Origin of the sequence: Moritella sp. JT01, assembly GCF_001574435.1 — a bacterium.
Taxonomy (GTDB): Bacteria; Pseudomonadota; Gammaproteobacteria; order Enterobacterales; family Moritellaceae; genus Moritella.
The window spans coordinates 142,405-155,647 of sequence record NZ_LOCN01000019.1; the positions used below are offsets into that span (position 1 = coordinate 142,405).

The 13,243-nt window shown below is 38.9% G+C and carries 15 protein-coding genes and 1 riboswitch; of the genes, 3 read left to right on the forward strand and 12 right to left on the reverse strand.

Features of this window, described 5'->3' with window-relative positions; all coding sequences use genetic code 11:
• Positions 1 to 2: 2 nt before the first annotated feature.
• Positions 3 to 584 carry a thymidine kinase gene (locus tag AKG98_RS15000; protein ID WP_067047452.1) on the reverse strand — a complete coding sequence of 194 codons (582 nt, stop codon included), beginning with the start codon at positions 582 to 584 and terminating at the stop codon, positions 3 to 5.
• Positions 585 to 680: 96 nt separating this feature from the next.
• Complete coding sequence (locus AKG98_RS15005) at positions 681 to 2,276, reverse strand: Na+/H+ antiporter NhaC family protein (RefSeq protein WP_067047455.1); 1,596 nt, start codon at positions 2,274 to 2,276, stop codon at positions 681 to 683.
• Between the two features lie 110 nt (positions 2,277 to 2,386).
• Positions 2,387 to 2,572, reverse strand: a riboswitch (Lysine riboswitch).
• 331 nt (positions 2,573 to 2,903) lie between these two features.
• Here AKG98_RS15005 and AKG98_RS15010 point away from each other — a divergent pair.
• Both AKG98_RS15010 and AKG98_RS15015 read left to right on the forward strand, forming a co-directional pair.
• Positions 2,904 to 3,305: an H-NS family nucleoid-associated regulatory protein gene (locus AKG98_RS15010; RefSeq protein ID WP_067047458.1), complete on the forward strand. Its 402-nt coding sequence runs from the start codon at positions 2,904 to 2,906 to the stop codon at positions 3,303 to 3,305.
• A 12-nt stretch (positions 3,306 to 3,317) separates the two neighbouring features.
• Positions 3,318 to 3,749, forward strand: coding sequence for an HIT domain-containing protein (locus AKG98_RS15015; protein ID WP_067047461.1), 432 nt, complete (start codon positions 3,318 to 3,320; stop codon positions 3,747 to 3,749).
• On the opposite strand, the gene galE is transcribed toward AKG98_RS15015, so the two are convergent.
• From galE to AKG98_RS15030, 3 genes are all read right to left on the reverse strand, one after another.
• Positions 3,746 to 4,762: a UDP-glucose 4-epimerase GalE gene (galE, locus tag AKG98_RS15020; protein WP_067047464.1), complete on the reverse strand. Its 1,017-nt coding sequence runs from the start codon at positions 4,760 to 4,762 to the stop codon at positions 3,746 to 3,748. The genes AKG98_RS15015 and galE overlap by 4 nt on opposite strands.
• A gap of 91 nt (positions 4,763 to 4,853) precedes the next feature.
• A complete protein-coding gene (locus tag AKG98_RS15025) occupies positions 4,854 to 5,093 on the reverse strand; it encodes a DUF3820 family protein (protein WP_067047468.1) in 240 nt (79 codons plus the stop codon).
• Between the two features lie 119 nt (positions 5,094 to 5,212).
• Positions 5,213 to 5,860 (reverse strand): tRNA-uridine aminocarboxypropyltransferase, encoded by a 648-nt coding sequence (locus AKG98_RS15030; protein ID WP_067047470.1) that lies wholly within the window; start codon positions 5,858 to 5,860, stop codon positions 5,213 to 5,215.
• Between the two features lie 31 nt (positions 5,861 to 5,891).
• Between AKG98_RS15030 and rrtA the strand changes: the two genes are divergently transcribed.
• A complete protein-coding gene (gene rrtA / locus AKG98_RS15035; protein ID WP_067047473.1) occupies positions 5,892 to 6,470 on the forward strand; it encodes a rhombosortase in 579 nt (192 codons plus the stop codon).
• 36 nt (positions 6,471 to 6,506) lie between these two features.
• On the opposite strand, the gene pyrF is transcribed toward rrtA, so the two are convergent.
• The 7 genes from pyrF to aroA form a co-directional block, all read right to left on the reverse strand.
• Positions 6,507 to 7,208 (reverse strand): orotidine-5'-phosphate decarboxylase, encoded by a 702-nt coding sequence (pyrF, locus tag AKG98_RS15040; protein WP_067047476.1) that lies wholly within the window; start codon positions 7,206 to 7,208, stop codon positions 6,507 to 6,509.
• Between the two features lie 56 nt (positions 7,209 to 7,264).
• Positions 7,265 to 8,434 (reverse strand): lipopolysaccharide assembly protein LapB, encoded by a 1,170-nt coding sequence (gene lapB / locus AKG98_RS15045; RefSeq protein WP_067047478.1) that lies wholly within the window; start codon positions 8,432 to 8,434, stop codon positions 7,265 to 7,267.
• Between the two features lie 8 nt (positions 8,435 to 8,442).
• On the reverse strand, positions 8,443 to 8,730 hold the full coding sequence (locus tag AKG98_RS15050) for a lipopolysaccharide assembly protein LapA domain-containing protein (protein ID WP_067047481.1): 288 nt from the start codon (positions 8,728 to 8,730) through the stop codon (positions 8,443 to 8,445).
• A 160-nt stretch (positions 8,731 to 8,890) separates the two neighbouring features.
• Entirely contained in the window at positions 8,891 to 9,175 is a 285-nt protein-coding gene (gene ihfB / locus AKG98_RS15055) for an integration host factor subunit beta (protein ID WP_006034591.1), read from the reverse strand.
• A gap of 67 nt (positions 9,176 to 9,242) precedes the next feature.
• Positions 9,243 to 10,910, reverse strand: coding sequence for a 30S ribosomal protein S1 (gene rpsA, locus AKG98_RS15060; protein ID WP_067047484.1), 1,668 nt, complete (start codon positions 10,908 to 10,910; stop codon positions 9,243 to 9,245).
• Positions 10,911 to 11,032: 122 nt separating this feature from the next.
• Positions 11,033 to 11,707, reverse strand: a complete 675-nt coding sequence (cmk, locus tag AKG98_RS15065; protein ID WP_067047486.1) for a (d)CMP kinase — start codon at positions 11,705 to 11,707, stop codon at positions 11,033 to 11,035.
• A gap of 196 nt (positions 11,708 to 11,903) precedes the next feature.
• Positions 11,904 to 13,187: a 3-phosphoshikimate 1-carboxyvinyltransferase gene (gene aroA / locus AKG98_RS15070; RefSeq protein ID WP_067047489.1), complete on the reverse strand. Its 1,284-nt coding sequence runs from the start codon at positions 13,185 to 13,187 to the stop codon at positions 11,904 to 11,906.
• Between the last annotated feature and the right edge of the window lie 56 nt (positions 13,188 to 13,243).

Below are 13,243 nucleotides of genomic sequence, written 5' to 3' on the forward strand. Positions count from 1 at the left end.
GATTAACGGCTCGCATTGCCATTCATGAAATGTTTACGGCACAGTGAAACATAACGCTCATTACCGCCAATTTCAACTTGCTCACCTTCTCTTAATACCACACCGCAATCACTGACCCTGGCATTCATGTGCGCTTTATTACCACACCAACAGACGGTTTTAAGTTCTTCAACTTTATCTGCAAGACACATTAAGTGGTATGAACCTTCAAACATCTCTAATTTAAAATCGGTTTTCAATCCATACACAATCACAGGAATATTGAGTTCGTCAACCACATTGGCTAATTGGTAAACCTGTTCTCGAGATAGAAATTGACCTTCATCGATGATAAATACATCAATCTTCTGATTTTCTAATCGTGTAGATACCGTGGTAAATAAATTGGTCTCTTTCTCAAATACATCAACGTCTAGTTTTAAGCCAACACGCGCGCCTATCACCCCCTTACCGTAACGACTATCACACTCAGGTGTCATCGCTAATGGGTACATACCACGCTCAATATAGTTAAAGTGAGCTTGGATCAATTGTGTTGATTTACCTGAATTCATAGCTGCAAATTTGAAATGCAAAGATGCCATTTTATACCCTCAAAAAAAACGCCTGTATAAACAGGCGTATATAATTACTTCACATTAATACCATTCATTATAAACAGCGTGTTATTAATGTCTTATTTATATTTTACGACTTAATCGCGACATAATAGCAACCACAATTGTAAATGCAATTGCTGAAGCGATAAAGCCCGATAGCACAGAGCTTGTTATGCCGAGTACCAAATAACCAATCGCACTTACTAACGCAATTGATAGCGCATATGGAAGCTGTGTCATTACGTGATCCATATGATGACAGTTGGCACCCGTTGAAGATAGGATCGTGGTATCAGAGATAGGTGAACAATGATCGCCAAATACAGAACCCGCAAGCACAGATGCTAACATAGGTAACATCAACGAAATTTCAGTACCCGCAGCCATATCTCCCGCGATTGGTAACATGATACCGAATGTGCCCCAGCTTGTTCCCGTTGCAAATGCCATAAAGCCAGCTAATACAAACATGATAATCGGTAATAGACTCATTGGGATTGAATCACCCACTAATGCAGCAAGGTATTTACCCGTCTCCATAGAACCAATAGTTGAACCAATAGCCCATGCGAAGAATAAGATATAAACCGCTGGTAGCATTGATTTAGCACCGTGGAAACTTGCTTGTGCGAGTAATGAAATAGACACACCAGAAATAAGGCTTAGCGCAAGTGCCACAGCAAGGCCTGATAAAGCGCCATATACTAAAGAACTACCTACATCTGTATTTTCAAATGCGCCGAGAATATCAAATGCTTTGCCATCCGCTGCTAGCGCCGATGCGCCCGAGTTAATCATAAAGAAGATAGTCGCAAAGATAAGCACTAAAATAGGTAAAATCAGGCCTGAAATATGACCACCTTCAGCTTCTTCTAATTCTACCGTTGAACCCGCTGGATTACCTTTTTTAGCATCAAACAACTCACCATTTCTTGCCGCTTCTTCTTCTTTTGCCATCACACCAAAATCAAGGTTGAAACAAGCAACCGCAAATACCATTGCAATAGCAAAGATAGCGTAGAAGTTCATTGGTATCATTTGAACGAATGCCGCTAGAGGGCTGATATCGGTAATAGCGTGACTGGCTAAAATACCACCGATAACAGCAATGATATAAGCACCCCAACTTGAAATCGGCATTAATACACACATAGGAGCTGCGGTTGAATCAAGTAAATAAGCTAATTTAGCACGAGAAACTTTATAACGGTCTGTCAGTGGACGACTTACACTACCCACAGCAAGGCTATTAAAGTAATCATCAACAAAAATGAACACACCTAAAAATGCAGTTAACAGTATACTACCGCGACGTGTAGTAATTTTTTGTTTCGCCCAATCAGCAAACGCACTGGTTGCGCCGCTTACCATCATAATACTCGTTAACATACCCAGTATGAATAGGAATATGATGATTGATAGATTCCAAGTATTGAACGATCCCACGTCCCAGAATGAGCCTTTGCTCGCATCACCAGATTCCCAAACCAAACTTAATGATAAATCTACAAGGTGTTTAGCTGCACTAACAACATTAAAGTCGGTTAAAAATAATGCGCCAAGTAAAATACCACAACCAAGTGATAACAATACTTTACGTGTAAGAATTGCTAATGTAAGTGCAACTAGTGGTACAACTAGCGATAACGCTGAGTCTGAATAATTAATGAGTTCCATGATCCCTTTGACCTAATAATTTTTACAGGGAACGACTAAACAAGACAGATGAGATGTGCAATAAGGATATTTACAATATGATAGATGTAAAGATTACCCATATACTCTTCTATTTCAGTAGCGCCCCATAGTTAATATAAAATTGACTATGACAGTGATGTCTCTATTCGAACACATCCCCAGAATGAATATCTTTAGCTTAAATACTCATTCTTCGGCGCAATTCCCTTTTGTGTCGTTATTATCGGAGCTACCTAAACAACACTACTTATGAATTGCGCACCTCTACTTAGGAGGAGGCACAATAGTAGCAGGTAATTTCATCAATTCAAGGCAGTATTAGTCTCAACGTTCATAAAACAAACAAAATTCGATACAAAAATCTAATTGACAAACCCATAATTATTAATAATAAAAGTAAATCGACTTCAAATAATAGACCATTAAATAGTTTTAAAAGTTATATTTATAAATATATTTTACTTACTTAATCTATTCTAGCTAAGTTTAATAAATAAGTGTAAATAGATTATTGGTATTTATTTAACTATTGTATATTAACCACATTAAAGTATATTAATCTTATTGCAGTTTATTAATCACCCCCGTCTATATTAGGTACTAATTATGAATGATTTTATTAAAGTGTTTTTAAATGCTCGTAGCCTACGCGCTGTAACAAAAGAATTAAGCGTTGTCCAACTTGAAGATGTTTTAATTAAATTCACAAAAATTGTTGAAGATAGAAAAGAATCTGAAGCCGCTGAATTAGAAAAACAGCAAGAAAAACAAGCAATGATGAACGAAATATTATTACAACTGAAAGAAAACGGTATCAGCCCTGAAGAATTAATGAATTTAACCGATTCAACATCTGAGAAAACGAAGACTAAACGTGGTCCTCGCCCTGCAAAATACGCTTATGAGCTAAATGGCGAAACGAAAACATGGACAGGCCAAGGTCGTATGCCATTACCACTTCAAGAAATGATGAATGAGAAAGGTTCAATTGAAGAATTCTTAATATAGAGAGACTTTCGCGTGACTCAATTTTTATTACACCCACAACTTGCTGCTGATAGCACCTTAGTGGGTGAGTTCCCGCTATGCCAAGTACTGTTAGCAAACGACGGTAATTTCCCGTGGTTAATTTTAGTACCTAAAGTTAATGGCATCACTGAATTTCATGAATTAACGGACGAACAGCAGACTCAATTTTTAATTGAATCAAATACAGTAAGTCGGTTATTAAAAGATGAGCTAAGTGCAGATAAAATAAATATCGCAGCATTAGGGAATATGGTACCGCAATTACATATTCATCATGTTGCGCGTTTTAAAGAAGATGCTTGCTGGCCAAAACCTATTTGGGGTCAACTCCCCCCAATAAGCAGAACACCACAGCAAGCAGCCCAGCTGATAACGATGATATCAACTACGCTGAAAGCTGGATTTATCAGCGAATCAAATTAATCCTTGGTATAACCATTCGGGTTATTTGATTGCCAGCGCCAAGTGTCAACCGTCATGTCTGATACTTGGCGTGTTGCTTTCCAACCGAGTTCTCGTTCAGCTAGATCTGTCGCAGCATAACATTGCGCAATATCCCCTTCACGTCTCGGTGCAATTTTATAAGCTATTTTCTTACCAGAAGCCTGTTCAAATGCTTTCACCATTTCTAATACACTATAACCTTGCCCCGTTCCTAAGTTATAAGTCACTAGACCAGGGTTTGTCATTAATTTTTCTAACGCTTTTAAATGCCCTAACGCTAAATCAACGACATGGATATAGTCACGCACACCTGTTCCATCTGGTGTTGCATAATCATCACCGAATACGTTTAGCTCTGCTAATTTACCCACAGCTACTTGTGAAATATATGGCATCAAGTTATTGGGAATATCATTTGGATCTTCACCGATTAAACCGCTTTCGTGGGAACCAACAGGATTGAAATAACGTAAACGTGCAATATTCCAACTATTATCTGATTTATATAAATCAGCGAGGATCTCTTCAACCATTAATTTTGAACGGCCGTACGGATTCGTTGCTGATGTAGGAAAGCTTTCATCGATCGGCACTGATGCAGGATCGCCATATACCGTTGCAGACGAACTAAATACAAAATTCTTAACGTTATTCGCAGCCATAACTTCACAAAGGTTAATCGTGGCAGCGATATTATTACGGTAATACGTTAATGGGATTTGGTTTGATTCACCTACCGCTTTTAAACCGGCAAAGTGAATAACAGACGAGATCGTATGTTTGGTAAATATTTGCGTTAACAAATTTGAATCTAATACATCGCCACAATAAAAAGTGATCTCTTTATCTGTAATTGCACGAACACGATTTAATGACTCTTCACTCGAATTAGATAAGTTATCGATAACGACAACATCTTGCCCTGCGGTTAATAACTCTAAAACTGTATGACTACCAATATATCCGGCACCACCTGTCACTAAAATTGCCATTCGAACTCCTTCTTAAGAACATAAAAAATATAACAAAATTGAATTAATTACTATTAAGTACCATTATTTATAAAAACACAATAAATAGTGGTTACCCTTCATTATTTAAATATACCGATGGACGCTTCAATAATGGCGCTAGCATCGATTCAAGCCCATTTAACTTTACTTCGTATATTAGCGCAAGTTGTTGCCCTAACCTAGAATCAGGAAAGCCATTACTGTGAAACCAAACTAAATAAGGTTCAGGTAATTCAAGTAACAAGCGCCCCCGATATTTACCAAACGGCATTTCTGTGTTGATTGCTTCAATTAACTGTTGTTGTGACATATAAGATCCATATTAACGAATGATTTAGTGCACGTTTACTCACGTTGCAACAAGGTAATGTTAAACATCACACCATTAAATTATTTATCTGACTTACTGCTCGACTTATTCGTTCAAATCTATTTATAATTTTTATTAAATAAACCCGCTGGCATCTGCGCAATTTGAAAATTAATCATATATTCAAATGCAGTCAGCAAAGGCTGATATTTTACTTTATCTTTTTCTAACGTTGAAAGTAATAAGTAACCGGCTTCAACTGTCGATAACCCCCCTTCGATCGAGGTTTGTCTAATTGTATATTGGCTTTCTTCTTCACCGCTCAATCGTACAGCAGGTATACCCTGTAAATTTATTGATGTTTGATACATTTTAAATGCTTTACGCCATGTGCCATCCAATAAAATAAACGTGCGCTTCATGTTATTTTGTATCACTGCACTGTTACTATCCATATTACTGTTTTCTATAAGGCTCAGTCCCTCCACATTAATACTGTCTTCACTTGGGTAGAGTAAATAACATTGTCGGGTTAGATCGTTTAATATGTCATTTAACTGAGTATTATCAGTAAAGTTCTCACCAATTATAATTTGACATTGTGGCAATGAAAGATTGAGAATACGGGCAGTTCCGATCGCATTTTTAACTTCACCTGGGTGTTGTAATATAATTAATTCAATATCAGAATCAATCATTGTTATGTGCTGACATATACAGGCTGCTAATGCTTTATCACATACAGTACATTTTTTTCTTTTACTCACGACAAACCTAAATATTATGGATTGATAAGATATGCTAATTCAACATAGATGGCTAAGCTGGCTGATTCTCGGGCTGTTATGCCTCATTATTTATGCCTTGTCCACCGAAAATATAATCGCCTTAGATTATAACAGGGAATTGATTCTCGATGGTGAATTCTGGCGTTTAATCACGGGGAATTTTAATCATACAAATATCTATCATATCCTGTTAAACGTCAGTGCGTTGGCTGTTATTAGCGGGCTACATTACCGTTATTATAGTGCGACGGCTTACCTAAGCTTAATTTTGATCTTATCCATTGGCGTTGGCGCGGGTATATTCTGGCTCTCACCTAGCACGTATTTATATGTCGGTTTATCGGGTATATTGCATGGGATTATCATTGTCGGCGCGATTATTGACGTGACGAAACGGTATTATTCCGGTTATGTTTTAATTGCAGGCACAATTATCAAAATCATCAATGAACAATTTTTCAATAGCCCGATAGAGATGAGTAAGTTAATTCAAGCTCAAGTACTCACCGAGGCACACCTGTATGGTCTTGTAACAGGATTAATCATTGCCCCACTGTTTGTTTATCTAAATAAAAAAAAGAGCGCCTGAGCGCTCTTATAGAGATATATTGAATCAAAGCAGAATTTAGCTCGCTAAACTTTCATTAATGTCAGTTAACACTTGCATTGGTGATTCAGCTTGTGTAATTGGTCGACCGATAACTAAGTAATCTGAACCAGCAGTAACCGCTTCAACAGGTGTCATTATACGGCGTTGATCACCCGCAGCACTACCTGCAGGGCGAATACCTGGCGTGATCAATAGGAAAGAATCGCCCAATTCTTTTTTCAGCATTGATGCTTCTTGTGAAGAACAAACTACACCGTCTAAGCCACTTTTTTGTGTTAGCGTCGCTAAACGGATAACCTGTTCAGCGGGTGTAATATTAACACCCATTTGTGCGAGATCTTCTTGTTCCATACTTGTTAATACAGTAACAGCAATCAGAATCGGTGCTTTATCGCCATAAGGCACAAGCGCTGTTTTTGCCGCTTCCATCATACGTTGACCACCACAAGCATGTACATTCACCATCCACACGCCCAACTCTGCAGCGGCGGCAACAGCTTTCGCCACTGTATTCGGAATATCATGAAACTTAAGGTCTAAAAACACATCAAAATCACGTGCAACTAATTTTCGAACAAATTCTGGTCCAAATAACGTGAACATTTCTTTGCCGACTTTTAGGCGACATTGGCTAGGATTGATTTTATCAACAAAATTCAATGCACTTGCTTCATCAGCATAATCAAGTGCGACGACTACTTTACTCTCTTGCAACATATTTTTTCCTAGGTCCGAGTTACTCATTATCGTATTACAAATTTGTTCTATCTACACTATTCGCCATCTAAACCTCGAATAGGTTTCACACTGCCCCAACGCTTACACGATGGACAATGCCAGTATATTCGTTTAGTACTAAAACCACATTTACTGCATCGATAAATAGGCTTCAACTTAAGCTGTTCACCAACAAGGCTACGTAACATAGCTAAACTTTCTTTTGCCTTACCTTCTTCTGCAGCCTGTTCTTGGTATTGCATTAGATGATAAAAGCCTTTCATCGTTGGGGTGCGAACAATTTGATTTAATATCAGTTTTTCGGCGGGCTCTAATCCCACACTGTTCACTGTAAAATCAGCTAATGCAATCGCAACACTAATACCCGCTTTATTATTTTGGGCGTCATTAAGGAAGTGAATAAAACCTTCTTCATTATTAATTTCAGTGTAACAATCTCTTAGTTTCTGTAAAATCTCGGTGACAAAATCGATGTCCTGAGCCATTACATGCTCAAGCCAGACAATGGCCTTTTTATAATCGCCTTGCTCAATGTAAAAATCAGCCAGCATGATACTAGCTCTGACACATTGCTTATCATATTGTAAGGCTTTTTTAAGACCCGCTAAACGCTTTTTAGGCTCATTCACTAATGATGCAGAGGCCGCTAGCGCACAATAAAAATGAGCCACTTTACGTTCAACTTTCGTATCACCCATTTTCTTTAATTTAATTCCAATCGCAATGGCTTGTTCCCACTCCTTGGTCTGTTCGTAAATAACCATAAGTTGTAATAAAGCGGTTTGGCGGTGATCAGGTTCATCAATCAATTTCAAAAATAATTCTTCAGCGCGATCAACCAAACCCGCGGCAAGATAATCACGCGCAAGTTGTAATAATGCAAGGCTACGCTGTTCATGCGTTAATGAAGGCCGTGCAATTAAATTTTGGTGGATCTTAATTGCACGTTGTACTTCACCACGTTGGCGGAATAAATTACCGAGCGCCAAATGCGTATCGATCGTTTCATTATCAACATCAAGTAAATCAATAAATAAATCTACCGCTTTATCAGGTTGGTCTGATAATAAAAAGTTAAGCCCCGTCACATACTCTCTAGACATGGTATGTTGCTTATCTTGTTGTAAATAGCGGCCATTTCTTCTACCCATATACCAGCCATACGCGGCGGCAACAGGAAGTAAAAGAAATAAAAGTTCAAACATACAGTAAATTAACCTTTAATGTCAGCAGCACGTAATCGTTCAAGCTCTGTAACTTGACGTTTTGATTTACGTTTTAATTTCGACAGTGATAATTTTAATTTCATTAACAACAGCCCCATACACATACCAGCCACGACTAAACCAGAAACGAATGCACCAACAAGCAGAGAAGATAATTTAAATGAATCTAGCGCAATTAGGTAATTAAAATCAACTAACTGATCGTTGCTCGAAGCAAATGCTGCAGCAAGCGCCAGTGTGCAAGCGATAATAATAAAAAAGATAAATGATTTCATCGACGACCTCTGTGATATAAATAGCAATAAAGGGATTATCGCCAATTAATGAGCCAAGTGCTAGTAATATATGGTGTAATCCATAAACTATGGGTCAGTGTGAAAAAAAAGCAAAAAAAAACGACACACCTAAGTATGTCGTTTTTACAAGTATCAACGGCTATAAAGAAGCGTTAACACGATCTCGAAGTTCTTTACCAGGTTTGAAATGAGGTACATATTTCCCCTCTAATTCAACCTTTTCACCTGATTTAGGATTGCGCCCAATTCGAGGTTCACGGTAATGTAGAGAAAAACTTCCAAAACCCCGAATTTCAATTCGATCACCAGTTGCTAAAGTATCTACCATCTGATCAAGTATAGCTTTCACAGATAATTCAACATCTTTAGTCGCCAGCTGCGAATTTGCAGTGCAAAGACGTTCGATTAGTTCTGATTTTGTCATATAATCTCCATTAAGAATATTGCCGACATCGTACTAATGAGGGATGAATAAACATCCCTCAGGCTAATTATTTGCCTTTAGCAGCTTTAAATGCTTCTTCCATAGCAGAAAGACCAGACTCTTGCGGTTGGCTGTTTACACTAGCCATTGCTTCTTTCTCGTCAGCTTCATCTTTAGCTTTGATTGAAAGACTAATTACGCGGTTTTTACGATCAACACCAACATATTTAGCTTCAAGTTTTTCGCCTACAGATAATACTAAGCTTGCGTCTTCGATACGGTCACGAGAGATATCGCCAACACGGATGTAACCTTCAACACCTTTAGCTAGTTCAATTGTCGCGCCTTTAGCGTCAACAGAAGAAACTGTACCATTAACAATAGCATTCTTCTTGTTATTCGCTAGGTATTCGTTGAACGGGTCTTCATCAATTTGCTTGATACCTAAAGAAATACGTTCACGCTCTGGGTCTACTTGTAGAACTACAGCTGTGATTTCGTCGCCTTTTTTGTACTCGCGAACTGCTTCTTCACCAGTAGCATCCCAAGAGATGTCTGAAAGATGAACTAGACCGTCGATGCCGCCGTCAAGACCGATGAAGATACCGAAATCTGTAATAGATTTGATCTTACCAGTAACTTGCTCGCCTTTGATACGTGAAGTTGAGAAGTTTTCCCAAGGATTAGCAATACATTGCTTAAGACCTAGAGAGATACGACGACGTTCTTCGTCGATATCAAGAACCATAACTTCAACAGAATCGCCAACGTTAACAACTTTAGAAGGGTGGATATTTTTGTTAGTCCAATCCATTTCTGAAACGTGAACTAGACCTTCAACGCCTTCTTCGATTTCAACGAAACAACCGTAGTCAGTTAGGTTCGTAACTTTACCCGTAAGCTTAGTGCTTTCAGGGTAACGTTTCGCGATAGCTACCCATGGATCTTCACCAAGCTGTTTAAGGCCTAGAGATACACGTGTACGTTCACGATCGAATTTAAGAACTTTAACATTGATTTCGTCACCAACATTAACGATTTCACTTGGGTGCTTAACGCGTTTCCAAGCCATATCAGTAATGTGTAGAAGACCATCAACACCACCAAGATCAACGAATGCGCCATAGTCCGTAAGGTTCTTAACGATACCTTTAACTTCTTGACCTTCTTGAAGGTTAGCAAGAAGTTCTTCACGTTCTGCACTGTTTTCAGTTTCGATAACTGCGCGACGAGAAACAACTACGTTGTTACGTTTTTGGTCAAGTTTGATTACTTTGAACTCTAACTCTTTGCCTTCAAGGTGAGTAGTGTCACGTACAGGACGAACGTCTACTAGAGAACCTGGTAAGAATGCGCGAATTGTGTTCACTTCAACCGTGAAACCACCTTTAACTTTACCGTTGATAACACCGATAACAGTTTCTTGATCTTCGTATGCTTTTTCAAGCTGAATCCAAGACTCATGACGTTTAGCTTTTTCACGAGAAAGTTGAGTTTCACCGAAACCGTCTTCAATTGATTCTAGTGCTACATCAACTTCTTGACCAACTTCAACTTCAAGTTCGCCAGCAGCGTTCTTGAATTCTTCAGCAGGAATAGAAGATTCTGATTTAAGACCAGCGTCAACTAAAACGTAACCGTTTTCGATTGCAACAACAGTTGCTTTGATGATGCTACCAGGAGCAGCAAGTTCTTGTAGTGACTCTTCAAAGAGTAAAGCGAAAGATTCATTCATAATGAGTTATTTGTACTTATAAAACGTTCACATAAGCAATCCGGCTAATGTGGGTTGTTAATCAAAAGTCATCATCATCCTTGATGCTTGACCGCTAAATAATCGATAGAATACCGACTACTTTAAATTTTACCTTCTGCAAAAGCCAGCACACTAGCAACTACGTCTTCGATTGACATAGATGTCGAATCGATAACAAGCGCATCATCTGCAGGCTTTAGTGGAGCGACCAATCGGTTGCGATCTTGATGATCACGCTTCTCGATCTCCTCCAGAAGGGCTGGCATGTTAACATCGAAGCCTTTGTCTTGCAACTGATTAAACCGGCGAATGGCTCTTTCTTCAGCAGAAGCATCTAAAAATATTTTTACACTGGCATCAGTGAATACAACAGTACCCATATCACGGCCGTCGGCAATTAAGCCAGGCGCAACACGGAAGTTACGTTGACGTTGTAACAACGCTGCGCGTACTGCCGGATATACCGCTGTACGAGAGGCTGCAAAACCCGCTTCTTCTGTACGAATTTCACGTGATACATTCTCGCCTTCAAGGATCACTTGCAAGCCATCATCCGTTGGCACAAAACGTACATCTAAGTTTGCAGCTAATACAGTGAGTGCTTCTTCGTTGTCTAAATTCACGTTATGGTGCATCGCAGCTAAGGCTAATACACGATAAATAGCGCCACTGTCTAGTATATGCCAACCTAGCTTAGCCGCAAGTAATTGGCATAAAGTACCTTTACCAGAGCCACTCGGCCCGTCAACTGTAATAATGGGTGCTACTGCGGTCATAAATTCTCCAAACTCGATATCTAACATACAACTTTAAACAGTACTGTATGGATCTGGCCGCGATTATAACGGATCTTCATGAAAATAGTATGAAATAATAACCGCAAATAAAAAATAGCGAGGCATCACCTTATCAGTAATACCTCGCTATTTAAGAACAACACTAATAACAGCACCAAATAGGACAACGCTCAATCTAAGCTTGAACTAAACCTGTAAATTGCTCGAAATAATCTGGGAACGTTTTTGATGTACAACCTGGATCATTAATCGTTACCGGGGTATCACTTAATGCGACTAATGAGAAACACATCGCCATACGGTGATCGTTATAAGTATCAATGGCAGCGTGCACTAATTGTGCAGGAGGGGTGATTTTAATGTAATCATGACCCTCTTCTACTTCTGCACCCACTTTACGTAATTCAGTCGCCATTGCCGCTAAACGGTCAGTTTCTTTCACACGCCAATTGTATACATTACGAATAACTGTTGTACCTTTTGCAAACAATGCGGTTGTCGCGATTGTCATTGCTGCATCAGGAATATGGTTCATATCCATATCAACGGCATTTAATTCGCCCACTTCAGCTTCGATATAACTATCAGCCCAAGTGATTTTACCACCCATTGCTGCAATTACATCTGCAAACTGGATATCACCTTGGATTGATTTTTTACCAATACCCGTTACACGGATCTTACCACCTTTAATTGCCGCTGCAGCAAGGAAATAAGACGCAGAAGAAGCATCACCTTCAACTAAGAAGTCACCCGCAGCTTGATATGTTTGCTTACCTTTAATAGTAAACGTCTGATAATTATCATGACTTACCGTTACACCAAATTGCGTCATAATGTGAAGAGTAATCTCAATATACGGTTTAGATACAAGCTCACCAACGATTTCAATCGTCGTATCATTCTCAGACAAAGGTGCAGCCATTAAGAATGCAGTCAAGAACTGGCTAGATACACTGCCGTCAATCTTAATATTACCGCCCTTTAAGCCAGTACCTTTAATCAGTAGTGGTGGGTAACCTTCATTTTTCAAATAAGTAACATCAGCGCCAGCTTGACGTAAACTGTCGACTAAGCTGCCAATTGGACGCTCTTCCATACGCGGTTCGCCGGTCAATTCAAACTCACCTTCGCTCAAGCATAACGCTGCGCATAATGGACGCATTGCCGTACCTGCGTTACCTAAAAATAACTCAAGTTTTTCTTCTACAGAAAATGCACGACCTAAGCCAGTTACTGTACAAATTGTTTTACATGTAGACAGATCATACTGCACGCCTAATTTTGTCAGTGCGTTTAACATATGACGAATATCATCACTGTCTAATAAATTTGTTAAACGCGTTGTGCCTTCAGCCAGCGCAGCAAGTAGCAATGCACGGTTTGAAACACTTTTAGAGCCTGGTAAATTAATAGTGCCTGATACTTTACCAATTGGTTGTAATGTTAATTTTTCCATAAATTTATTCACTTAATTTTTAATATTTGATTCTCTACACTCTGCCTTCATTAGTA